We start from the raw sequence: 21,605 nt of genomic DNA, 5'->3' as shown, positions 1-21,605 counted from the left end.
GATCTTTGTTCGTTCAGTTTGACGCGGACGGCCCGGAGGCCGCCACCCGTTGATCGATGATGCCGAATGGCCCTGCAGATCCATCTGGATATCGGGCCTCCATGGTTACGCGCTCGCCAAATCGCAGGAAGGGCGTGCGTGAGGCACCGCTTTCCAGTTTTTCAATGGCTCGAACCTCGGCCAGACAGCTCGACCCCGCTGCTCGGTCGGCATTGGAGACGGTGCCGGACCCGATGATGGTCCCTGCCGACAGTCGGCGCGTGCGGGCAGCGTGGGCGATGAGTTCAGGGAAGGTGAAGGTCATTTCGCTGCCCGAAGCTGAACCGACGCGCTCGCCATTGCGCGCCACGTGCAGCCGCAGCGTGACGCGCTCACCCGTCCAGGCTTGCCCCAGTTCGTCGGGCGTGACCGCGAGCGGCGCGAAGCTGGTCGAGGGCTTGGCCTGGAGAAAGCCGAAGCCGGTGTTGATCTCGCGGGCGCCGTGGACGCGCAGGCTCCAGTCGTTGATCTGGACGATCAGCCGGATGCGCTCCCCTGCCGCTCCCGCTGGAGTCGCCATCGCCACCTCGTCGAGGACGACGCCGAACTCGCCCTCGAAATCGATGCCGTCCGCTTCGCTGACGAAGGGAACATCGACATGCGGGCCGAGAAAATCGTCGCTGGCGCCCTGGTACATCACCGGGATGGTCTGGAAGTTGGGGATGGGCGCCTTGTCGAAGGCGGTGTCCATCAGGTTGCCGTGATTGAGGAAGGCCGAGCCGTCGAGCCACTGGGGACTGCGCGGCAACGGCGCCAGGCAGCGCTCCGGCTCGAACGGTACGATGCCGACAGCGCTTCCCGCCTCCAGTTCGGCGGCAAGCCACTGCAAGGCTGCAGCACTTGTCGCCCAGGTCTGGAGGGCCGTGATCAAGTTGGGTGCGATGGCGGTCGCGAGCACCGCTCGCGTGCCGTCGCGGGAGACGACGAGCAGGCGGCCGTCGGGGCTCCCGTCGTCATAGGTTGCAAATCGCATCGGGTTTCTCAGCCTTGCAGTTCCGGGCTGAAGGTGCCGTCCACCAGGATGAACAACATGCGACACGTCTTGTCCGTTCGATTGGCCCAGGCGTGGTTGGTGCCGCGCTGAATGATCACGTCCCCGCGCTTCAGCGCCACCTCGCCCTTGTCGACGATCAGGGTGATCTCTCCTTCGATGACGATGCCGTAATCGATGGTTTCGGTGCGATGCATCAGTGGATGCGGCGCGTTTTCGTCGGCCGTCGAATGCCTCGCGTCTCCGGTCCTGGCGAAGTGTTCCTTCATCCGTTCGGTGCCGTTCTTCAGGAAGTCCTCGGTATCCGGCGGGATGTCGACAAAGCGGATGCGGGTCCCCAGTTTCGGCGGCGGGAGTTGCAGGGGACCGGCGGTGGGATCGGCACCGTTGTCGATCGTCGCCGGGGTCGTGGCCGTCTGCCAGACCTCGTGGAAGATGGTGCCTGGAATGGTCGCCAGTTCCACGACGGTGGGGAGGGCTCCGTCGGTCGCGATGATGGCTTTGCCGGCGGAATCGTGGCCCGTCACGACACGGCGGATCAAAGGTAGGCTCATGGTGGACATCTCCAGATCAGGCGACAGTCATCGTCGGGTTGGGAAGTGAGTCCTCGTCGGGAAGCGGCACGCGGGAGAACAGCAGGATCGCGGCAGCGTCGATGATGACGGCGGCAATGGCGAGCGCCTCATAGCCGTAGGCCTGAACCAGCGTTCCCCCCAGCACTGGCCCGATGGCAGCGCCGATCATCAGCATCGCCGGCGTGCCGGCGACGACGCGCGACGATGGGTCGAGACGGGACAGAAGACCGAAGGCGAAGGTGTGGGTGAAGATCATCACCGCGGCGAACACTGCCGTCGGCAAGGCGTAAAGCGGGAAGCTGGTGCTGAGCGCAATCGCCACGGCGACCAGCGCCTGAAGTGCCGGACCGGCGAGAATGACGGCGCGTGCCGAGATCCGCGTTTCAAGCAAGGCGGCGAGCGGAGCCGGGAAGAGGTTGACGAAGCCCAGCGCAATCAGAACCCCCGTCACCGCATCACTGCCGAAGCCGCGATCGGCGCCGATGCGTTCGATGAATGAGAACATCATCGCCTGTGTCAGCCCCATGCAGGACACACCGATGACGCCGAACCAGATCGCGGGCCGGATGCGGGCAACGCGATCGAAGAACATTGTCTCCGTCTTCGGCTTCAGGCCGGGAAAGACCAGGATGGAAGTCAGCGCGGCCACGGCCATGACGCCAGCAAAGACTACGAAGAGAACAGGGCCACCGAGTGCCGCAATGAGGTTCGGCGTGGCGCCGAGGAAGACGATGGCGAAAATGCCGAGCGCCATGCCGACGATGGCAAAGAGCCGGTGCGGATTGCTGCTGCGGGCGATGGTGCCGTGAGTGAACGACAGACCGCAGGCCGCCGCAGCCCCCGCCACCAGATGAAGCGCGGCCAGCGTCTTGTAGTCTTCAGTCCTGGAAGCGAGGAGGAAGGCAACGGCGGCAACGATGAAACCGCTGACCACCAGCAACCGCGCGTTCGATCGCGTGAAGCGCGAGGCGAAATACAGGCTCGAGACCACGGCACCGATCAGAAACAACGTCGCCAGGCCTCCCGCCTCGCGCGGCTCGAACTTGTAGTGCGAGATGAGCACGCCGACCCAAACCGGGAGCGCGACCAGATCGAGCATTCCGGCGCAGTGCGCCACCATGAGGGACACCCGTCCCGGCCAGCTATCCGTCGTTGTTGCCATGATTTCCTCCCCCGTCAGTCTTGCTTTTGTTCCGTTTGCTCCTCCACGAGCCTCAGAACGGCTGCAGTAGTGCGATGATCGACTCCCGCATGATCCGGGCATGTTCGGCCCTGTCGCCGTTCTCCATCTCGATGCGGCAGAGCTTTTCGGAATTCTCGATCACCAGCCGGCAGCGCTCCCAGCGGCGGGCATGGAAGCGGTCGAATGCCTCCTGAAGGTCGGCGGAGCGCCCCAGTTCCTCTGCGAGCACGATGCCGCTCTCGATGCCTATGCCGGCGCCGGACGCGAGATGGGGCGTGGTCGCCGCAACCGTATCGCCGATCAGGATCACGCGTCCCCGGTTCCAGGGCGCTGGAACGAGCAGGTTGGAGAGCGGCCGATAGTCGATGGACGCGTCGGGGTTATGGACGTGCGGGATCAGCGCCTGAAGGATCGGATCCGGATAGGGTCGCAGCAGCTCGGCGACGCAGTTCGGAAAGTCCTTCGGATCGATATGCGCCTTTTCGGGGCGGGCCTCGGTGATGAACAGGTACATCTGGGTCGGCGACACCGGGTTGACGCCGACCTTGACCGGACCACCGAGCCACATGCGGACGCTCTTGATCTCGACCGGCCGCGGCATCACCGCGCGCCACACGCCCTGACCCAGGTAGCGCGGTGGATTGACCTCCGGGAAAAGCTCGTTGCGTGTTCTGGAGTTGACACCTTCGGCGGCAACCACAAGGTCGTAGGTGTCCTTCGTGCCGTCGGTGAAAGTCACGGTCGCCGCATTGGCCGATTGCTCGATCTTTGTATAGGTGCAGCCGACTCGAACAGAAACGCCTGACGCCTTGACCTCATCGGCGAGCAGGCGGGCGAGCTCGGGGCGCAGGATACCGGCTCCGCCGGCCACGTCCGAGCCAACCGGACGCGGGGTCGGAATGTCGCTGATCCGGTCGCCGTTTGGCGCGCAAAGCTCCACCCCGTCAGAAAGGCATCCCCGCGCGGCGATCTTGTCGTAGATGCCAATTGTCTGAAGGGCTCGCAGCGACGGTCCGGCGACGGTGATCCCCGCACCCTCCGGACGCCATTGTGCGTCGATCTCGACGAGGCTGACCTCGATACCTCGCTTGCGCATCTCGATGGCGGCGGCCATGCCGGAAAACCCGCCGCCGACGACCAAAACTTTCCTCACCGCCGTCATGGTATATCTCCCCCAATTTTCATTTTCTTGGTTCGGCGAGGACGAAGCCGTCCACGCCGAGTGTAAGCGGAACAGAGGTCAGGCTCCGTCCCAGACAAGGGCCTGAAACGCAGAGACCTGTTTCGGGCAGGAACTCCGCGCCGTGGGCGTGGCAGACGATGCGCGAGCCGTCGGCGTTCAGGTAGGCATCCTTGCGCCAGGCCATCGGCGCGCCATCGATATGCGGACATGCATTGCGCCATCCGCGGAGCACGCCGCCGGTGCGGACCACGAACATCGTGTCCACGCCGTCCTCCCCAAGATCGAAGCCGCGCGCCGCTCCCTCGACGATCTCGGCCTCGGGACAGAGTCGAGCGCTGGCACTCGCACCGCTGTCAGGGTCCTGGTCAGGCATAGTCGCCGTTCACGGGGGTGCCGGGTCCAGGCGACCACTTCGGACGCATCTTCATCAGGAAGGTTTGTGACGTGTCCGCCCCGAGTGAGGCTTCGCGCGGCTTCCACTGGGCGTCATGCATGTCCATGTCGGCGTCCATCTCGATGTGGCAACCGAACGGGCTGTTGAAATACCAGAACCAGTTCGAGCCCAATATGTGCCGACCTGGCCCCCAGAAAGACTGGTAGCCCTTCTCCGCAAAGCGGTAGCCGTTGGCAATCATTTCCGACGGGCCGCCGAAGTGGAAGGTGAAATGCTCCGCGCCCTGCATGTGCGGCGGCGCGCCGATGAGGAAGTGGGTGTGATGATCGAGCGAACCGCCGGGCTGGAGGAACGGGCCAGCCCCGGTGAAGCGGTCCGTGCAGCGGAAGCCCAGACGGTTGACGTAGAAGGCCTCGGCCTTCAGCACGTCGGGCACGAAGTAGACCACGTGGGAGAGCGTGCGCGGCCGGATGATCGTGCCGAGTGGCGGAACACCGAGGCTGTTGATCGGGCGCAGGAAGGGGCTGCCCGGCGCATTGGAGATTTCGCCCGCCAGTGAGAAGGGACGTCGTACCGTCACCTGGAAGCGCAGGACGAAGCCGGAGTCATCGACGGATTCGATGGATCCGTCGGTGAGCTTGCGCACTTCACGGTCGCGCCCGAGTTCGGCGGCAATCTGCGCCAGCGTGTCCGTGTCGTTGACACCCATCACAGTGGCGCGCAGCCGGCAACCGGGAGCCGGAGGTCTGGGCAGGCGCGGGTCGGCCTGATGAGCAATTTCGATCGAGGTGCCGTCCAGGGCCTCGAAGCGGCCACCCGATGCGGTGATGTCCACGGGTGTCAGGCCGTAATCAACGAGAAAGCGCGCGGCGTCCGGCACACTCTCGACGCCGAAGACGAGGCTGTCCAAGCCGATGATCTTCATAAGATTCCCCCAAGAATAGCAATCACGCCACGCGGCCACCGAGCGTCTCGGCCACCCAGTCGGCGATGTAGGTGGCGGCATTGGCGCTGTTGTCGAAGCTGGAATGCTGCACGCCACCCTCGCGGGCCGTGAATATCTTCAGCTCGCGCTTTGGACTGTTGACGAGCTGCTCGTAGGTGCGCTCGGCCCAGTGCACCGGGATCTGGCTGTCCTTCTCGCCGTGGGTGACGAGGAACGGCACCTTGATCCGGTCGAGGATACCCTCGAGATGGACATTCTCGGCGATGGCCATGAACTCCTCGATGGTATCGCCGCCCCAAACCCAGCGCACGTGCTCCCAGTAGTGCGGCACCGGAAAGCTGCCCTCGCGCTGGAGCCGCTTTTTCTGGACATCGCGCCAGTCATGGTTGGCGCCCCAGACGACGCCACAGGCGAAGCGCGGCTCGAAGGCAACGGCACGCGGACAGTAGTAGCCACCGAGCGAGACACCCTCCATGCCGATGCGGGACGGGTCGACATCGGCACGCGCCTGCAGCCAGTCGACCACGCGACTCGCCCAGTACTCGCTGTCGTAGCGCGCCTTGAGGTCGTGGAGCCGCAACGCTTCACCGGTACCGGGCTGGTCGATGATCAGGGAGGAAATGCCGCGCCTGGCCAACCATTGCGGCAGACCGACGCGATACTTCATCTCCTTGGTGCTATCGAGGCCGTTGACTTGCAGCAGCAGCGGCGCCGGTCCATCGATGCCTTCGGCGCGCACGAAAAGGCCGGAAAGGTGCGTTCCTTCATAGGGGATCTCGACACGCTCGCAATTCTCGCGCGAGAGCTGGGCGCCCTTGATGAAGGTATCGAGGAAGCGTCGGTACAGGTCTATCCGGCCCGGCGCGCCGTGGGCCTGGAGGCGCTCGCAGGTGATGAGATAGGTGGCAGCGCGATTGAGCTTCTCGCCGGCCGAGAGCAAGCGCCCACGCGCTTCATCCTCACCGGCCAGTTCGATCAGCTTGTCGGCCATGGTCGCCCAGGTGGTGCGAAACGCCGCGACGCCGGCGGCGTCGGGCTGCTTGGCCGCTTCCTGCAGAGGAGCGCACATCTCCTCGATCTCGCCAATCCTGGCGCCCATTTCGATGGCGAGGTCGACCGACAGATTCCAGGCGTAGTTGGTTGGAAAGTACTTGAACATGCATCGCCTCCCACGGCTCTCGTGCTTCTCGTGCAGGACCTGCGGCACGTTGAGCTCCGGTGTTCTCCTGATGGGTTTTTTACGTGCTCCGCTTGCGTTGGAAAAATTGATTGTTAACATCCTTCATATTGACGGGATCAATAACGAGGGCTGTCCCATGCGTTTCAACAATCGCCTTGATCTCAATCTGCTCGTCGCCCTCGATCACCTGCTCAACCTGAAGAGCGTCAGCGGCGCCGCGGAGAAGATGAATGTCACGCAGCCGACCATGAGCAGCGCGCTTCAAAGATTGCGTGACTATTTCGAAGACGATCTCCTGGTGAAGATCGGGCGGCGGATGGAACTGACCCCGCGCGCAGAGTCCATGAAGGACTCGGTCAGGGATCTGCTCGTGCGCGTCGAATGGACGATCGATTCCACGTCTCAATTCGACCCGGCAAACTCAGCTCGCTGCTTCAACATCCTTGCTTCCGACTACACGCTCGCCGTCGTGGCGCCACCAATACTGGCGCGCTGTGCGCGGTTGGCGCCACAGGTCCGGTTCCAGTTCCACCATCAGGTCCAGTCCCCCGAACGGTTGCTGGAGCGCGGTGACGTCGATCTGCTGATCATTCCGCACGAGTTCACGTCGCGACAGAACCCCTCCGAGGTTGTTCTGGAGGAAGAGTTTCAGGCAATCGCCTGGTCTGAGGGGAAGTATGCGACGGGCGACCTCACTCTCGAGGATTTCAATGCCGCCTCGCATGTGGTGATGCAGCCCGCCTTTGGTACGCAGTCGCTTGAGAGCCGTTGCTTCGACGAACTCGGCATCCGCCGCCAGATCGACGTGACGACCTACAACTTCACCACCATCCCCTATCTCGTCGCCGGAACCGACCGCATCGCGACGCTGCATTGCCGCCTCGCCCTACTGGCGAGCAAGGTGCTGCCAATCCGCGTGATCCCGCTGCCTGTGCAGCTACCGCCGATGCGACAAGCCGTGCAATGGCATCGCTACCGTTCAAGCGACGCCGGCCTGATGTGGCTGCTCGAACAGATCCGCATCGAGACCCAACTCTTGCGAAGCGAAGTGTAGGCCGAGGCAAGCGAGGAAGGGACCTCCACTCGAAGCTGTCAATGTTGACCGCCCCAATCGACCGGACGAACGGCGCGCCCCTGACGCCCAAGGCATTTCAAATATCTATCTCTGGCATTTCGAATATCAATTTTACAAATTTATGTAGTTCTCCTAGGGGTTGATCGACGGACGACAGGGCGGGCGGCCTATTCCTCGAAATCGCTACCAAAACAAGCGGATGCGGCCAATCGGCCGTAGTCGGAGAACCTTGCCATTGCCTGCAGGTGTCGGCCGGATGGCGCGGATGGAGTTGGAGGCCATCCGCAGTCTGTGACAGGACCTGGAGGGGGCCACATGAACAAATCTCTATACGCAGCCGCTGCCTTGACCGTTTTGGGGCTTGTCCCCGCAACAGCAGCAGAGAATGGCAACACACAATATGCGCCGGGCGCGTCCCAGTTCTTTGCTGGCGCCGTTCCGCCTTACGAGGGGCTCTACTTCCTGTCGCAGTCGAGCTACTACACGTCCAGCCGGCTCAACGACGGCAACGGCCGCGAGATCCCCATCGATTTCAACGTCAACGTAGGCGCGGAAACGCTCCGCTTCCTCTATGTCTCTCCGATCAAGATCGGAGGAGCCCAGGTCTGGGGCCAGGTCGTGCTGCCCCTGCTCAACCTCGATCTTTCGACAGCATTTGCCAGCGACAGAAAGCTGGGGCTCGCCGACGCAACGATCACCGGCGGTCTCGCCTGGCATCCGGATCCGTTCCAATCCTTCGTGCTGGGGCTCGATGTCGCCCTGCCGACCGGCAGCTACCATGCCGGAGACCTGGCCAACACCGGCCTCAATCATTGGTCTGTTCAGCCGACGGTGGGCTATCACTATTTCGATCCTCAGGGCCTCGACCTGGGTGCCGCCGCCCGCCTCATCTTCAACTCGGAAAACGAGGCCACCAACTACCGTTCGGGCACCGAACTCGTGGTGGACTACGCATTCGGATGGAACTTCGACCAGGTCAAGGTGGGCGCTACCGGCTACTTCCTCAAGCAGCTCAGCGATGATCATGGGCCTGGCGTTGCCGCGGACGGGCACCGGGGCGAAGGTTTGGCGATTGGTCCGTCGCTCACCTACAGTTTCAATCCGGGCACGCAGATAAGCGCGTCGTGGCAGCATGACGTGCTGGCCGAGAACCGCTCCCAGGGCGACGCCATCTGGGTCAACTTTGCGACGAGCTTCTGATCGCAAGGTCGCCGCCTTTCATGCGGCGACCTCCTCCTTGCAATCGCCGACACTGGATATGGACGAGAGCTGGCATGAAGGTTTTCGCAACAGCGCAGGAAGCACTTTCCGGACTGCTTGCCGACGGGATGCTGATCGCCGCAGGCGGGTTCGGCCTGTGCGGCATACCCGAAACGCTGATCGATTGCCTGGTCGAGAGCGGCATTCGCAACCTCACGATAGCCTCGAACAATTGCGGCGTCGATGACGTTGGTCTCGGGCGACTGCTGACCACCAGACAAATCCGCAAGATGATTTCGTCCTACGTTGGCGAGAACGCCGAGTTCATGCGGCAATATCTGTCCGGCGAGATCGAGATCGAATTTACGCCGCAGGGCACACTGGCCGAGCGCATGCGCGCCGGCGGAGCCGGGATCGCCGGCTTTTACACACGCACCGGCGTCGGGACAGAGGTCGCCGTCGGCAAGGAACACAAGGACTTCGACGGCCGCACGCACATACTGGAGCGCGCCATCGTCGCCGATCTCGCCATAGTCAAGGCCTGGAAGGTCGACCCGTCAGGAAATGCGGTGTTTCGCAAGACTGCGCGCAACTTCAATCCGCCGGCTGCAATGTGCGGCAAGGTCTGCGTCCTGGAAGCTGAGGAGATCGTTCCGCTGGGCGCTCTCGATCCGGACGAAGTGCATCTGCCGGGCGTCTATGTACATCGCATCGTGCAAAGCCGAGCCGAAAAGCGCATCGAACAGCGCACGGTTCGCGTTAGGGAGGTTGGCCCATGAGTTGGACGCGCCAGCAGATGGCCGCCCGCGCTGCGCGCGAGTTGCAACCCGGCAGCTACGTCAATCTTGGCATCGGCATTCCGACGCTGGTGCCGAATTTCATGCCGGCCGACTTCAATGTCACCTTTCAATCGGAAAATGGCATGCTCGGGATCGGCCCCTTTCCTTTCGAGGGCGAGGAGGACGCTGACCTGATCAACGCCGGCAAGCAGACCGTCAGCGAGCTTCCGCACAGTTGCTATTTCGACAGCGCCACCAGCTTCGCCATGATCCGCGGCGGGAAGATTGCCATGGCGATCCTCGGGGCGATGGAAGTGTCTGAAACCGGAGATCTGGCAAACTGGACGGTGCCGGGAAAGCTGGTGAAGGGCATGGGTGGCGCCATGGACCTCGTGGCTGGTGTCGGCCGCGTCGTGGTGGTCATGGAGCATTGCAGCAAGGACGGATCGCCGAAACTGCTGAAGCGGTGCCGCCTGCCGCTCACCGGCCAGTCTGTCGTGGACCGCATCATCACCGATCTGGGCGTTTTCGACGTTACCGGTGAAGGGTTGTTGATTGTCGAGTGTGCCCCTGGCGTCGATGCGCAGCAAATTCTGGAAAGAACAGATGCGGCCGTATTGCAGGCGACAAGCGCAGCCGTCCTCTGATACCGAGTGTCATTGAAAATGACTCCCGGTATCCCGCTTTCGAATTTCTCATGCCGTTGATGCAGATGAGAAATCCGAAATCTCTTCAATGAGCCGATGCGTCAGCATCTTGGGCAGAGTTGGCATGAGTGACACCTGGAAGGCTGGGAGGGGCGGACTTGTTTGGACGAGCTCCGGTCAACTGGCAGTTGGTTTGTGGCGACAGTCATGCGGCAAGCTCAAACGGCCAGTTCGGTTGGGCGGAAACAGTGGTCCGCTCCCCAATGCTGGAGCGCCTGAGGGGGAGAGTTTTCGACCTTCTTCACTGTGGCGGGCTGGCTGCGTCACCGGGAACTTGCAGCAAGATCGCCGGCTTGTTGCCGATGGCCCCATGCGGCCGATCCTCATTGTAGTATTTGCGCCCAGCGCCCAACCTTTTGCGCGCCTCGGCATGTGTCAGGAACCAATTGGCGTTCATGCACTCGGCGCGGACACGGCGGTTGAAGGTGAGGAGGGAACAGCCATTGGTCCGGTGGATCAATGGACCCAACGCAAGGCGAAGGCGTTGTCGGTCGGCTTGACGAAACAGACTCCCGCATGGCGCTTGCTGCGGATTTTGTGACACTCCGCCTGCTTAAAGGGTCCAGCCTCGGATTGGCATGAACGGGATATCTTCGCCAGATGAACGCCGGCGGACTGCAGAGCTCCGCGTTTCGTAGACCCCGCAGGGTCTACTTTCTTCGCTGCCTTTCGTCCCCACCCTTATCCGGTAAAGTCCAATTTTACGCGGATAACAGGGGGGATTTTCCGAGTGATCGGCAACGAAACGGGGCTTACTCTCGTCTGAAGACAAAGAGCGAATTGTTGATGTCCGTGAAGGCGTCGAGAAAGACCTCGCGCACGAGAGGCAAGCCATGGGCGCGAAATGACGACAAATAGCGATCTCTGTTGCGATAGTGTGCGTGGTAGCCGTCGACGACATGCCTGACGATGTCACTGCCGTTTGTGAGCGAATCTCGGGTGACCACGAACCCTCCCGGCTTCGTGATGCGCGCAAGCTCGGCGACAGTCTCCTCGAACACGTCGCCATGCAGTGTTGCAAACAGGCCCATGGCAAAGGAGGTGTCGTACGCGCCGTCACCGTGCCTGAAAAGCAGCTCGACTGCCTCGGCGGAGAACTCGGCGTTCGCGATCTTTCTTGCATTTGCCTGGGCGACAAGCTGTTCCGAAATGTCAGTGCCGCGCAACGAGCGACAATGGGCTGCGATCAGCGAACTCAACTCGCCATTTCCGCAGCCGACGTCAACGACGTTGGCATCCTTGTTCAGATACAAGTCACAGATCACCGGAAGCAGCGAGGTGACGCGCCGGTAGTAGACCGCGTTTGCCACATGAGTGTCTGAGCACTGCGCCCAATAGGCTTTGCTGCTCTTGCCGATGTCGCTTTCGCCCAAATTCATCCCCCATTGCAAATCGAGGCAGCCTGCAACTCATGCTGCCGGCGGCGATTATCGATCGTGCGCTGCTCGATCCGTTGCCTCTCGGCCAGGATGGCTTCTGCCCGTCCGTGGTAAACGTCCACCAGGGTCAGATAGTCCAGACTTTCAAAATATCTTGCGTGTTTGCAGGGCTCGGCGAAGGTGTCGACCTGGCGCTTGAGTTCGCCGGGCAGATGGGAGTTGTCGAGCAGGATCCGGCCCTCGAGCGGCTAGCGCCAGCGGCTTCCTTGATCACAGCTTCTCGGCGCATGATGCTGAGTGTTGCCCCGATGTGCCTACCTGTTGGAAAGGTCACCGGCGAATGCGCCTTCCCCTACCTCGCCGCCGCGATGATCTGGATGCCGACTTTTGTCAACGCAGCCGAGCAGCCGGACCCAACCCTCCAGCCCAAACAGGGCCGAAGCGTCTCATCGTTTCTCATCGCGTTGGTGAGTACCCCGGCGAGCAGCCTTTCAACAGGCCTGTCTTGATGTCTCGAGGACTTTGAGCTTTTGGCGCACCGCGCCGGGCGAAGATGAGAACTATGCCTACACCATAGCCCTCTAATGCCACAAAAGTGCCATTTCTGCTGACCTTGTGCTGCTCCAGAAGGTCAGGTCCATTGCCGCCAGTTGGACGTCGCCTCCGCCTTCAGGAAATCGATCATCGCCCGAACCTTCTTCGGCAGGAATGAACGGCTCGGATAGAGCATCCAGATCGCGGTTTCGAAGCTGGTTGCGGTGACGCGCCAGTCCGGAAACAGATCGACCAGACGCCCCGCCGCAATGTCGTCATCCACAAGCCAGTTTGCCAACAGGGCGGGTCCCATTCCGGCAAGCGTCAGGGCATGCAGCGCGAGCGCGCCTGATGCCATCACGCCGCCCTTCACCTCGACCTTCTCGATCCCTCCATCCGGATCGCGAAAGAGCCAGAGACTGCGAAATCCCGGCAAAAGAAAACGCAGGCAATCGCGTTGCGAGAGATCGGATGGGTGCTGGGGCCGGCCATACCGTTTGAGGTACTCAGGACTGGCGCAGACCCGATAGCGCGTGTCCTGCAGCTTCGCGGCAACGACGTCGCCGAAGACCGCCGGCCCCAGACGGATGGCCAGATCGATCCGTTCGGATACGAGGTCAAGGTTGACGTCGCTCAGGACCAGTTCGATCTCGACGTTCGGAAATTCCCGCCGGAACCGCGGCAGCAATGGAACGATGACCTTCTGCCCAAAGGCGACGGTGGAGGTCATCCTCAGTGTGCCAAGCGGCCCGCGAGTGAGAGACAAGGCGTCGTCACGGGCGCGATCGAGCGCAGCGATAGCGGACTGAACCTGCCGCAAATAAACGTCGCCGGCTTCGGTCAGGGCGACGCGCCTTGTCGACCGCTGGAATATCCGGAAACCCAGCTCTTCCTCGATCGCAGCGACCGTCCGCGACACCCATGAGGGGTCGACCCCTCGATCGCGGGCGACCTCTGCGAAAGAACCGCATCGCGCAATTTCGATCAGGAGGGAGGCGTGGCGCATATCCATTGATGTAAAATAAGCATCAGTATACTTCCAATCAAGCCATTTAATGTTGGCGGCATCGCGATCAGATTGGGGTTGTTCAACAGGGCGCCCGCGAGCTGGACCAGCTTTTCAGAGCGGCGCGCTTCTCATCTCATCTTGAAGGAGACGCCCCAATGACCAAGATCCTCCGCATCGATTCCAGCGCCCGCGACAGCGGCTCCATCTCGCGTCTCGTCGGCGATCACCTGGAAGCCAGGCTTGTCGCAGCGCTGCCCGATCCGCGCATCGCCCGCCGCGATCTCGCCTCGGCGCCACTCCCGCATATCTCCAACCTGACGATCACCGGCTATTACACACCGGCCGATCGGATGACCGCCGAACTGTACAACGCAACGGCCCTTTCCGATGAACTCATTCACGAGTTGCGCTCGGCCGAGATTCTGATCCTCACCGCACCCATGTACAATTTCTCCATTCCCTCGGCGCTGAAGGCCTGGATCGACCAGATCGTGCGGATCGGGCACACGTTTTCCTATGACGGCGCCAGTTTCTCCGGGCTGCTGACCGGGAAGCGGGCCTATGTCGTCTGCGCCTATGGCGCGTCGGGTTATGCGGCTGGCGGCCCGTTCGGCGCGGCGAATTTCGTCGATCCCTATCTGCGCTTTCTCCTCAACTTTCTCGGTATCGAGGATGTGGCTTTTGTCGCGATCGAAGCCACAACCGCAGGCGAAGAGATGCTGGCAGCCAATGTCGCCGCCGCGAAACTCACAATCGATTCCCTTCTGGAGGTAGTGTGATGGCGAAAATCGCTTTTCTCGGTCTTGGCGCCATGGGCACCCGTATGGCACGCAATCTCATCGCGGCAGGACACGACCTCACGGTCTGGAACCGTGACCCGCAGAAGGCGGATGCGCTGCGCGAGGCGGGGGCGGACGTGGCCCGCACGCCGCGCGCCGCCGTCGCGGACAGCGAGTTCGTCCTCAGCATGCTGCGAGATGACATAGCGTCGCGTCAGGTCTGGCTGGATGCAGAGGACGGCGCGCTCGGCGGCTTGCGCGAAGGGACCGTCGCCGTGGAGTGTTCGACGCTGAGTGTGGACTGGGTCGAGGAGCTTGCCGAACTGTGCAGAAGGCGGAACACCATCTTCCTTGACGCACCCGTCGTCGGATCGCGTCCCCAGGCCGAAGCCCGCCAGCTCATCTTCCTCGCTGGGGGAGCGACCGAGGCGGTGTCGCGGGCGGAGGCGGTCCTGTTGCACATGGGAGCCTCGGTCCACCATGCGGGGCCGAATGGCGCGGGTGCCGCCGCCAAGCTCGCCGTCAACACGCTGTTCGGGATACAGGTGGCGGTGCTGGCCGAACTGATCGAGGCCGTGCGGTATCGGGGTTTCGATCCGGCGCGCTTGGTCGAACTCGTTTCGGCCACACCCGTCTGCAGCCCCGCAGCGAAAGCGGCCGCAGGGGCGATGCTTCTCAATGCATTTCCTGCGATGTTTCCGATTGAGATCGTCGAAAAGGATCTGGGCTACGCTTTGTCGATTGCTGAGAAGGACGAAAGCACGCCCCTGGCTTCAGCTGCGCGAAACGTCTTTGCGCGCGCTATCAACGAAGGTTATGGCGCGGACAACATCACCGGTGTCGTTCAACTCTACAGGCTGCCCGGATCCTGAAGGAGCACCCCGAAAAATTGCACTGCTTCAGGGTAAGGACTTGGGAAAAACGACACGACCACCGCGTATCACAAAGGGACATCGGCGGAATATGGCGCACCCGGCGAGATTCGAACTCACGACCTTCGCCTTCGGAGGGCGACACTCTATCCAGCTGAGCTACGGGTGCGCAAAGCAAATCAGCCGATCAGGCTGACGGACAAGGGTTCCTATAGCCGATGTGGCGGGATCGGCAAAGGGGAAAATTGGGGTGGAACCGGGCTTGTTGTTGGCCGCGACGCCGGCGGTGCCGGTCACAGGCGTGCGCGCGTCGTTCGCGGCGTCGTCAGCAGGATGGATGTGTCCGAGTTGGTGATGCCGGGCAGGAAGCGGATGCGGCGGAGCACGGTGTCGAAGTCGGTGAGTGTCGGCGCGCCGAGTTCCACCACCAGATCCCAGCGGCCGTTGGTGGTGTGGATGGTCGCCACTTCCGGAAAGCCGCCCAGCTGGCGGATCACCTTGTCGATCACGTGGCCCTCGATCTCGATCATCATCATGGCGCGTACCGGCATGGCGCCGATGTCGTCCCCCCTCAGGATCACGGTGTAGCCGAGGATATCGCCCGATGATTCCAGTCGCTCCATGCGGGAGCGCACGGTGGCGCGGGAGACGCCGAGGTCGACGGCGAGATCGGAAATCGAGCGGCGGCCATTGTGGCGCAGGAGGGTGACCAGTTTCTCGTCGAGGGCGTCCATGTCAATCTGCTCAGATATTCTGCCATTTTGATAAGCTTGATTTCCTGATTTGGCAATTTCCTCTGTTCACTTCGCCAGTACCATCCGCTTCAATGATCGCCTGTTCAACCGATCGGAGGGGATCGATGCGGGTCAATCTTCTGGGCGCCGGCGTGCAGGATGGCGCGGGACGCAAGGGCTGCGAGATGGGGCCGAGCGCCTATCGCACCGCCGGGATCGCCGAAGCGCTGGCCGAGCTTGGTCACGACGTCTCCGATTTCGGCGACGTGCGGCCGCGGCCCGCGCGCGTCATCATCCATCGCAACCGAGCCCTCAAGCGCCTGCCCGAGACCATCGCCTGGATCGAGGCGCTGGCGGAGGCTGCCTATGCGGCCAGCGAAGGGGCGATGCCGGTGTTCCTCGGCGGCGATCATTCGCTGTCGGCCGGCACGGTGCCGGGCATGGCGCGGCGAGCCCAGGAGCTTGGCCGCCCGCTGTTCGTGCTCTGGCTCGATGCACACACCGACTTCCACACGCTGGAGAGCACCACGTCGGGCAATCTGCACGGCACGCCGGTGGCCTATTTCACCGGGCAAGCCGGTTTCGGCAGCACCTTCCCCGCCCTCCCCGCCGTGGTCGATCCCGCCAATGTGGCCATGCTCGGCATCCGCTCGGTCGATCCGGCGGAGCGGACGGCCCTGCGCGAGGCCGGCGTCACCATTCACGACATGCGCGCCATCGACGAACAGGGCATTCCGCCGCTGCTGCAGCGCTTCATCGACCGGGTGAAGGCGGCGAACGGCCTGCTGCATGTCAGCCTCGACGTCGACTTCCTCGATCCCTCGATCGCGCCGGCCGTCGGCACCACGGTGCCCGGTGGCGCCACGTTCCGCGAGGCGCATCTGGCCATGGAAATGCTGCATGACAGCGGTCTCGTCTCTTCGATCGACCTCGTGGAACTCAACCCCTTCCTCGACGAGCGCGGCCGCACCGCCATGCTGATGGTCGACCTGCTTTCCAGCCTCATGGGCAAGTCCGTCATGGACCGCCCGACAACCGCATGGGCCTCCTGATCATGACCGCGCTGTCCCCGCTTGCCATCGTCCCCTTCGTGTCGGTCGACAACATGATGCGGCTCGTCCACCACATCGGCGTCGAGACCTTCCTCACGGAACTTGCCGCCTATGTGGAGGAGGACTTCCGCCGCTGGCCAAGTTTCGACAAGAAGCCGCGTGTCGCCTCCCATTCGCATGATGGTGTGATCGAGCTGATGCCCACTTCGGACGGCACGCTCTACGGCTTCAAGTATGTCAACGGCCACCCCAAGAACATGCGCGAGGGGCGGCAGACAGTCACCGCCTTCGGCGTGCTGGCCGATGTGGGCAACGGCTACCCCATGCTGATCACCGAAATGACGCTGCTCACCGCGCTGCGCACCGCCGCCACCTCGGCCATGGCGGCCCGGCATCTCGCCCCCAAGGGCGCGCGCCGCATGGCGATCATCGGCAACGGCGCCCAGTCGGAGTTCCAGGCCCTGGCCTTCCGGGCCTTGCTCGGCATCGAAGATATCAGGCTCTATGACATAGACCCCGTGGCCACCGCGAAGTGCGTCCGCAACCTCGCCCCGCTCGGCTTCCGCCTCACGGCCTGCCGCTCGACCGAAGAGGCAGTTGAAGGCGTCGACGTGATCACCACCGTGACCGCCGACAAGCAATGCGCCACCATCCTCACCGACAACATGGTCGGTCCGGGCGTGCACATCAACGCGGTCGGCGGCGATTGCCCTGGCAAGACGGAGCTGCATCGCGACATCCTCACGCGCTCGGAGATCTTCGTCGAATATCCCGAGCAGACGCGCATCGAGGGCGAGATCCAGCAGCTGGCGCCCGACCATCCGGTGACGGAACTCTGGCAGGTGATCGCCGGCGAGACCCGCGGGCGCAGCTCGGACCGGGCCATCACGCTGTTCGACAGCGTGGGCTTTGCCGTCGAGGACTTCTCGGCGCTGCGCTATGTGCGCGACAAGCTGACGGGCACGAACTTCTTCGAGGAGCTGGACCTGCTCGCCGATCCGGACGAGCCGCGCGATCTCTTCGGCATGCTGCAGCGGGCGAAGGGCTGAGGACGGGAGAGGGCCGATCAGGGCGACCCGCACCTTAGCGGCGCAACTCGTCCTGAATGGCCTTGAAGCGGGCGGCCAGCGCGTCGTCTGGCGCCTTCTTGGGCTGGACAACCTCATAGCCCGGCACTTCGATGCCCTGCTTGAGAAGATCTTCCACCCGCACGGTGCCGCCGTCGATCATGCGTCCCGTCTGCGGGTCGGTGTAATAGTGATGGAACAGGCCGTAGCCCTCTTTCCAATAGGTGTGGGTCACCTTCTTTGACAAGTCGGCCGGCCCGACGGCCGTGGGCGGCAGGCCTTGTTCGGAGGTAAAGGCGATCGGCTCGATGTCCAGAGGCCGCGAAAAGTGCCAGATCAGACCGGTGAGCAAGGCCAGGGCGACGGCTGTACCGGTGATGATCAGGATCGACCGAGTGTCATGAAAGGCATTGACGTGGCGCTTGTGCGACGGCGCATGTTGGCCGTGCCCGTGGGGCTCCCGACCTGTCGAACCGGTCGTGATGTGGGACACAGGATGAGGCACTGGCGCGAGCACGATTACGGCCCCTTGATCAATCTGCGCTTCGTTCACCGGATCTGCGACCAGCTGTTGCGCTCTTCAGTGGCTTGGCCGCGGACAAACTTCAAGTCTTCACCTTGAACTGCAGTCTATCATAAAAATCGACATCCAGAAGGCACAATACAATATTCGTATAAGTACCAGAAGTCCCGTTCATCATCTCCCGGCAGTGAACTGTATTCGTAAAAATAAAAGTAATATTTTCGTTTCGAATGCCAAGATCCCGAGTTTTCACCCAAAACTCCCGTCCACTTCCGACAGCCGCCCGCCAAGGCATGAAAGCGCAGGTTCCCGGTCGAACGTTTCGCGGGTCACTATGGTCAACGCATGTTGCCCTTCGCACGATCGCCTGGCTGCCGCAAAGGAAAGGCCGGCGTAACGCGCGCTACGCCGGCCTTTGCCTTGTCGGATTGCGTTGCAGTTCCTGCCGTTATCGGCGGGTCTGCGCCCACATCACTTCGCGGGCAATGTCGTCCAGCGGCAGGATGCGATCGACGCCGCCGCGCGCTATGGCCTCCTTCGGCATGCCGAACACCACGCAGCTCTCTTCATCCTGGGCGATGTTGTAGGCGCCGGCCTCCTTCATCTCCAGCATGCCGCGCGCGCCGTCGTCCCCCATGCCGGTCATGATCACACCGACAGCGTTGGGACCGGCCGCACGGGCGGTCGAGCGGAACAACACGTCGACCGACGGTCGATGGCGCGACACCAGTGGCCCGTCGCGAACGGAAACATGGTAGCGGGCGCCGGTGCGTTCCAGCAGTAGATGCCTGCCGCCCGGGGCTACCAGCACGTGGCCGCGCAGCACCGGGTCGCCATCTTCCGCCTCCTTGACCGAGACCTCGCAGAGACCGTTGAGGCGCTTGGCAAAGGCCGCGGTAAAGCTCTCGGGCATATGCTGGACGATGACGATGCCCGGCGCATTGGCCGGCAGAGCGACGAGGAAATCCTTGAGCGCCTCGGTTCCACCCGTGGACGCGCCGACTGACACGACGATCTCCGTGGTCTTGGCCATGGCCCCCACACCTTCGGCCGCACGGCGCGCCGGCGGCAGCATGGCGTCCGCGGTCAGCTTGGGGGCGGGCGACCCCGCGTTGCCCGCAGCGGGTACGGCGGCGCCTGCAGGACGCCGCGCGCCCCGAACCCGGGCCTTGGCCGCGCTCTTGACGGTGTCACAGATCATCATGGCCTGTTCGGCCAGATGGTCGGCGGCGCCGATCTTCGGCTTGACGATGATGTCCACCGCGCCCGCTTCGAGAGCCTGCAGCAGCGTTTCCGACCCTTCCACCGTCAGCGACGAGCACATGACGACGGGGATGGGATGCTGCGACATCAGTTTGCGCAGGAAGGTGATGCCGTCCATGCGCGGCATTTCCACGTCGAGCGTGATGACGTCAGGAACATCCTCGCGGAGGCGGTTGGCGGCGACATACGGATCGGACGCGACGCCGATCACCTCAATCTCGGGGTCCTGACTGAGAACACCCGCCAGCGTCTGTCGAACGCTGGCGGAGTCATCGATGATGAGAACGCGAACCTTTTTGGCCATGATCGCGGCGCTCCAAATGGCGATGCGGAATCCTATCGCTAAGATCCCGCATCTTCCTTAACGTCATGCACTTTCGCGGAAGTCGGCGTCATCGGCATCTGGACCGCCCATGGACATGTCCAGGGCAAAGCCGCGTACCGCGTCCTGCTGAGCGGCAACCGTCTGCCGTTTGGCGGCGGGCTTCTTGCCGGACGACGCCGGATGGCTGGGCATGTGCGCCACCGGATGGGCCGGCTTGGAGCTGCGCTGCGGCTGACGCTTGGCCTGGACGGGCTTGGCGGCACCGGCCGTATCCACCTTGAAGAAGGCGATCGACGACTGCAGTTCCTCGGCCTGGGCGGCCAGTTCTTCCGACGTCGCAGACATCTCTTCGGAGGCGCCCGCATTCTGCTGCGTCACCTTGTCGAGCTGCTGGATCGCCAGGTTGATCTGCGAGGCGCCGATGTCCTGTTCGCGGCAGGCGGCCGAGATTTCCGACACCAGTTCCGCGGTCTTGCGGATGTCCGGCACCAGGCGGTTCAGCATTTCGCCGGCCTGCTGGGCGGATTTCACCGTATCCGACGACATCTGGGAGATCTCGGCGGCAGCCGCCTGCGAGCGCTCGGCCAGCTTGCGCACTTCAGAGGCCACCACCGCAAAGCCGCGGCCATGTTCGCCGGCGCGCGCCGCTTCCACCGCCGCATTCAGGGCGAGCAGGTCGGTCTGGCGGGCGATTTCCTGCACGATGCCGATCTTCTCGGCGATGGTGCTCATGGCCTTGACGGCCTGGGACACCGCGTCACCCGAAAGCTCGGCATCCTTGGCCGACTGGCGGGCGATCTTCTCGGTCTGGGCGGCGTTGTCGGCGTTCTGCTTGATGTTGGAGGCCATCTCTTCCATCGAGGACGAGGCTTCCTCGGCCGACGAGGCCTGCTCGGTCGCGCCCTGGGCAATCTGCTCGGAGGCCGACGACAGCTGCTGGCTGCCGGCAGAGACGTTGTCGGACGCGGTCAGCGCATCGGCAACCACCGAGCGGAGGCGCTCGACCATGGCATTGACGATGGCCAGCATGTCGCCGATTTCGTCCTTGGGCAGCTTGCCGGCCTTCCAGGTGAGGTCACCCTCGGCAACGGCCCCCATCACGGTCGAGACATTGTGCAGTCCGCGGCTGATGCTGAGCGAAATCATCACGGCCACGCCCAAGGCGAAGAGCGTGATCAGCCCGATGCAGGCCAGCAGCAAGGTGCGCGACGCAGCATACTGGGCATCCGTGTCGTCATCGGTCTGCTTGAGGTTGGCGTCGATTCGCGCCGCCACCTGGTCGAGCACCTCCAGCTCCTGGACGACGATCGCACGCCCCTGGGTCATGCTCATCGCCGCGGCCTTGGCCTGGGCTTCCGGCGTGTTCTCCAGCGCCAGATCGAGGATCTGCTTGCGCAAGTCGCCCATCTGATCCTTCAGGACGATGAACTTCTCCATGTCCGCCCGCGTCTCCGCATCCGCGGACGCCGCCAGAGCGGCTGAGTATTTGGCGACAACCTCGCTCGCCTTGGCGACATTGTCGACGAAGCCCTGCGTCGCCTTGAAATCGGTGGTCAGGATCGCATTCTTTTCGTTGCGAATGCCGTCATAGACGCCGGCGCTGAGCATCCGGACATTCTGAAGATCGGCCGTCGGGCCGTTCACCATGTTGGAAACGGCATCATTCAAGGACGAGAGATTGATGATCGCGAGCGCTGCCATGGCGCCGCACAGAGCGATGATCAGGCCGAAGGCCATCGCAAGTTTCAACTTAATGGTGATACGCATACTACCAACCCTCTTCTCACCACACCCATAAGGTGCCTCTATTTCCCGG

General features: G+C 62.9%; 22 protein-coding genes, 1 tRNA gene and 1 pseudogene. 9 read left to right on the top strand and 15 right to left on the bottom strand.

Annotated elements, in window-relative coordinates; all coding sequences use genetic code 11:
* Positions 1-13 precede the first annotated feature (13 nt).
* Genes L2I41_RS04095 through L2I41_RS04065 form a run of 7 tightly spaced genes read right to left on the bottom strand, consistent with a single transcriptional unit; the run spans position 14 to position 6,470 of the window.
* Positions 14-1,012 (bottom strand): fumarylacetoacetate hydrolase family protein, encoded by a 999-nt coding sequence (locus L2I41_RS04095; RefSeq protein WP_237152237.1) that lies wholly within the window; start codon positions 1,010-1,012, stop codon positions 14-16.
* Positions 1,013-1,020: 8 nt separating this feature from the next.
* Positions 1,021-1,584 carry a cupin domain-containing protein gene (locus L2I41_RS04090; protein ID WP_237152236.1) on the bottom strand — a complete coding sequence of 188 codons (564 nt, stop codon included), beginning with the start codon at positions 1,582-1,584 and terminating at the stop codon, positions 1,021-1,023.
* Positions 1,585-1,600: 16 nt separating this feature from the next.
* Positions 1,601-2,767 (bottom strand): MFS transporter, encoded by a 1,167-nt coding sequence (locus L2I41_RS04085; protein WP_237152235.1) that lies wholly within the window; start codon positions 2,765-2,767, stop codon positions 1,601-1,603.
* A 52-nt stretch (positions 2,768-2,819) separates the two neighbouring features.
* Complete coding sequence (locus L2I41_RS04080; RefSeq protein ID WP_237152234.1) at positions 2,820-3,950, bottom strand: FAD-dependent oxidoreductase; 1,131 nt, start codon at positions 3,948-3,950, stop codon at positions 2,820-2,822.
* A gap of 19 nt (positions 3,951-3,969) precedes the next feature.
* Positions 3,970-4,344: a Rieske (2Fe-2S) protein gene (locus L2I41_RS04075; RefSeq protein WP_237152233.1), complete on the bottom strand. Its 375-nt coding sequence runs from the start codon at positions 4,342-4,344 to the stop codon at positions 3,970-3,972.
* Positions 4,337-5,290 carry a VOC family protein gene (locus L2I41_RS04070; protein WP_237152232.1) on the bottom strand — a complete coding sequence of 318 codons (954 nt, stop codon included), beginning with the start codon at positions 5,288-5,290 and terminating at the stop codon, positions 4,337-4,339. The genes L2I41_RS04075 and L2I41_RS04070 overlap by 8 nt, the downstream gene beginning before the upstream one ends.
* Positions 5,291-5,312: 22 nt before the next feature.
* Positions 5,313-6,470: an alpha/beta hydrolase family protein gene (locus tag L2I41_RS04065; protein ID WP_237152231.1), complete on the bottom strand. Its 1,158-nt coding sequence runs from the start codon at positions 6,468-6,470 to the stop codon at positions 5,313-5,315.
* A gap of 70 nt (positions 6,471-6,540) precedes the next feature.
* On the opposite strand from L2I41_RS04065, the gene L2I41_RS04060 reads away from it, so the two are divergent.
* The 4 genes from L2I41_RS04060 (at position 6,541) to L2I41_RS04045 (ending at position 10,192) form a co-directional block, all read left to right on the top strand.
* The gene (locus L2I41_RS04060; RefSeq protein ID WP_237152230.1) at positions 6,541-7,545 is read left to right on the top strand and encodes a LysR family transcriptional regulator; all 1,005 of its coding nucleotides are present in this window, start codon (positions 6,541-6,543) and stop codon (positions 7,543-7,545) included.
* 336 nt (positions 7,546-7,881) lie between these two features.
* Complete coding sequence (locus L2I41_RS04055; RefSeq protein WP_237152229.1) at positions 7,882-8,766, top strand: SphA family protein; 885 nt, start codon at positions 7,882-7,884, stop codon at positions 8,764-8,766.
* 74 nt (positions 8,767-8,840) lie between these two features.
* Positions 8,841-9,545, top strand: a complete 705-nt coding sequence (locus L2I41_RS04050; protein WP_237152228.1) for a CoA transferase subunit A — start codon at positions 8,841-8,843, stop codon at positions 9,543-9,545.
* A complete protein-coding gene (locus L2I41_RS04045) occupies positions 9,542-10,192 on the top strand; it encodes a 3-oxoacid CoA-transferase subunit B (protein WP_237152227.1) in 651 nt (216 codons plus the stop codon). Before L2I41_RS04050 ends, L2I41_RS04045 begins: the two co-directional genes overlap by 4 nt.
* Before the next feature lie 301 nt (positions 10,193-10,493).
* Here the strand turns inward: L2I41_RS04045 and L2I41_RS04040 are convergent.
* Positions 10,494-10,676: pseudogene (locus L2I41_RS04040) on the bottom strand (integrase core domain-containing protein); the annotation flags it as partial.
* Between the two features lie 328 nt (positions 10,677-11,004).
* Entirely contained in the window at positions 11,005-11,625 is a 621-nt protein-coding gene (locus L2I41_RS04035; protein WP_237152226.1) for a class I SAM-dependent DNA methyltransferase, read from the bottom strand.
* A 38-nt stretch (positions 11,626-11,663) separates the two neighbouring features.
* On the opposite strand from L2I41_RS04035, the gene L2I41_RS04030 reads away from it, so the two are divergent.
* Positions 11,664-12,140 (top strand): hypothetical protein, encoded by a 477-nt coding sequence (locus L2I41_RS04030; RefSeq protein ID WP_237152225.1) that lies wholly within the window; start codon positions 11,664-11,666, stop codon positions 12,138-12,140.
* 122 nt (positions 12,141-12,262) lie between these two features.
* On the opposite strand, the gene L2I41_RS04025 is transcribed toward L2I41_RS04030, so the two are convergent.
* Positions 12,263-13,171: a LysR family transcriptional regulator gene (locus tag L2I41_RS04025; RefSeq protein WP_237152224.1), complete on the bottom strand. Its 909-nt coding sequence runs from the start codon at positions 13,169-13,171 to the stop codon at positions 12,263-12,265.
* A gap of 158 nt (positions 13,172-13,329) precedes the next feature.
* Between L2I41_RS04025 and L2I41_RS04020 the strand changes: the two genes are divergently transcribed.
* Complete coding sequence (locus tag L2I41_RS04020; RefSeq protein ID WP_237152223.1) at positions 13,330-13,953, top strand: FMN-dependent NADH-azoreductase; 624 nt, start codon at positions 13,330-13,332, stop codon at positions 13,951-13,953.
* Complete coding sequence (locus tag L2I41_RS04015) at positions 13,953-14,825, top strand: NAD(P)-dependent oxidoreductase (RefSeq protein ID WP_237152222.1); 873 nt, start codon at positions 13,953-13,955, stop codon at positions 14,823-14,825. Before L2I41_RS04020 ends, L2I41_RS04015 begins: the two co-directional genes overlap by 1 nt.
* 92 nt (positions 14,826-14,917) lie before the next feature.
* Here the strand turns inward: L2I41_RS04015 and L2I41_RS04010 are convergent.
* Positions 14,918-14,994 (bottom strand) — tRNA-Arg (locus L2I41_RS04010).
* A 124-nt stretch (positions 14,995-15,118) separates the two neighbouring features.
* Positions 15,119-15,559, bottom strand: coding sequence for an Lrp/AsnC family transcriptional regulator (locus L2I41_RS04005; protein ID WP_237152221.1), 441 nt, complete (start codon positions 15,557-15,559; stop codon positions 15,119-15,121).
* 125 nt (positions 15,560-15,684) lie between these two features.
* Between L2I41_RS04005 and rocF the strand changes: the two genes are divergently transcribed.
* Positions 15,685-16,611, top strand: coding sequence for an arginase (gene rocF / locus L2I41_RS04000; protein ID WP_237152220.1), 927 nt, complete (start codon positions 15,685-15,687; stop codon positions 16,609-16,611).
* Positions 16,599-17,660: an ornithine cyclodeaminase gene (gene ocd, locus L2I41_RS03995; RefSeq protein WP_507161411.1), complete on the top strand. Its 1,062-nt coding sequence runs from the start codon at positions 16,599-16,601 to the stop codon at positions 17,658-17,660. Before rocF ends, ocd begins: the two co-directional genes overlap by 13 nt.
* Positions 17,661-17,694: 34 nt before the next feature.
* Here the strand turns inward: ocd and L2I41_RS03990 are convergent, their stop codons facing one another.
* The 3 genes from L2I41_RS03990 to L2I41_RS03980 form a co-directional block, all read right to left on the bottom strand.
* Positions 17,695-18,171, bottom strand: coding sequence for a hypothetical protein (locus tag L2I41_RS03990; protein ID WP_237152219.1), 477 nt, complete (start codon positions 18,169-18,171; stop codon positions 17,695-17,697).
* Positions 18,172-18,649: 478 nt separating this feature from the next.
* A complete protein-coding gene (locus L2I41_RS03985; RefSeq protein ID WP_237152218.1) occupies positions 18,650-19,768 on the bottom strand; it encodes a protein-glutamate methylesterase/protein-glutamine glutaminase in 1,119 nt (372 codons plus the stop codon).
* Positions 19,769-19,831: 63 nt separating this feature from the next.
* Entirely contained in the window at positions 19,832-21,556 is a 1,725-nt protein-coding gene (locus tag L2I41_RS03980; protein ID WP_237152217.1) for a methyl-accepting chemotaxis protein, read from the bottom strand.
* Between the last annotated feature and the right edge of the window lie 49 nt (positions 21,557-21,605).

This window comes from Oryzibacter oryziterrae, from assembly GCF_021864535.1.
Taxonomy (GTDB): Bacteria; Pseudomonadota; Alphaproteobacteria; order Rhizobiales; family Pleomorphomonadaceae; genus Pleomorphomonas; species Pleomorphomonas oryziterrae.
This window is presented reverse-complemented; position numbering and strand designations above follow the sequence as displayed.

Bases quoted from the DNA above. Each gene is read 5' to 3' on its own strand.
- L2I41_RS04015 (WP_237152222.1), top strand. From the start codon at position 13,953: ATGGCGAAAATCGCTTTTCTCGGTCTTGGCGCCATGGGCACCCGTATG.
- L2I41_RS04025 (WP_237152224.1), bottom strand. From the start codon at position 13,171: ATGCGCCACGCCTCCCTCCTGATCGAAATTGCGCGATGCGGTTCTTTC.
- L2I41_RS04065 (WP_237152231.1), bottom strand. From the start codon at position 6,470: ATGTTCAAGTACTTTCCAACCAACTACGCCTGGAATCTGTCGGTCGAC.
- L2I41_RS04045 (WP_237152227.1), top strand. From the start codon at position 9,542: ATGAGTTGGACGCGCCAGCAGATGGCCGCCCGCGCTGCGCGCGAGTTG.
- L2I41_RS04055 (WP_237152229.1), top strand. From the start codon at position 7,882: ATGAACAAATCTCTATACGCAGCCGCTGCCTTGACCGTTTTGGGGCTT.
- L2I41_RS04020 (WP_237152223.1), top strand. From the start codon at position 13,330: ATGACCAAGATCCTCCGCATCGATTCCAGCGCCCGCGACAGCGGCTCC.
- L2I41_RS04075 (WP_237152233.1), bottom strand. From the start codon at position 4,344: ATGCCTGACCAGGACCCTGACAGCGGTGCGAGTGCCAGCGCTCGACTC.
- L2I41_RS04085 (WP_237152235.1), bottom strand. From the start codon at position 2,767: ATGGCAACAACGACGGATAGCTGGCCGGGACGGGTGTCCCTCATGGTG.
- L2I41_RS04070 (WP_237152232.1), bottom strand. From the start codon at position 5,290: ATGAAGATCATCGGCTTGGACAGCCTCGTCTTCGGCGTCGAGAGTGTG.
- L2I41_RS04090 (WP_237152236.1), bottom strand. From the start codon at position 1,584: ATGAGCCTACCTTTGATCCGCCGTGTCGTGACGGGCCACGATTCCGCC.
- L2I41_RS04095 (WP_237152237.1), bottom strand. From the start codon at position 1,012: ATGCGATTTGCAACCTATGACGACGGGAGCCCCGACGGCCGCCTGCTC.
- L2I41_RS04005 (WP_237152221.1), bottom strand. From the start codon at position 15,559: ATGGACGCCCTCGACGAGAAACTGGTCACCCTCCTGCGCCACAATGGC.
- ocd (WP_507161411.1), top strand. From the start codon at position 16,599: ATGGGCCTCCTGATCATGACCGCGCTGTCCCCGCTTGCCATCGTCCCC.
- L2I41_RS04080 (WP_237152234.1), bottom strand. From the start codon at position 3,950: ATGACGGCGGTGAGGAAAGTTTTGGTCGTCGGCGGCGGGTTTTCCGGC.
- rocF (WP_237152220.1), top strand. From the start codon at position 15,685: ATGCGGGTCAATCTTCTGGGCGCCGGCGTGCAGGATGGCGCGGGACGC.
- L2I41_RS03980 (WP_237152217.1), bottom strand. From the start codon at position 21,556: ATGCGTATCACCATTAAGTTGAAACTTGCGATGGCCTTCGGCCTGATC.
- L2I41_RS04050 (WP_237152228.1), top strand. From the start codon at position 8,841: ATGAAGGTTTTCGCAACAGCGCAGGAAGCACTTTCCGGACTGCTTGCC.
- L2I41_RS04030 (WP_237152225.1), top strand. From the start codon at position 11,664: ATGCTGCCGGCGGCGATTATCGATCGTGCGCTGCTCGATCCGTTGCCT.
- L2I41_RS04060 (WP_237152230.1), top strand. From the start codon at position 6,541: ATGGGTTTTTTACGTGCTCCGCTTGCGTTGGAAAAATTGATTGTTAAC.
- L2I41_RS03985 (WP_237152218.1), bottom strand. From the start codon at position 19,768: ATGGCCAAAAAGGTTCGCGTTCTCATCATCGATGACTCCGCCAGCGTT.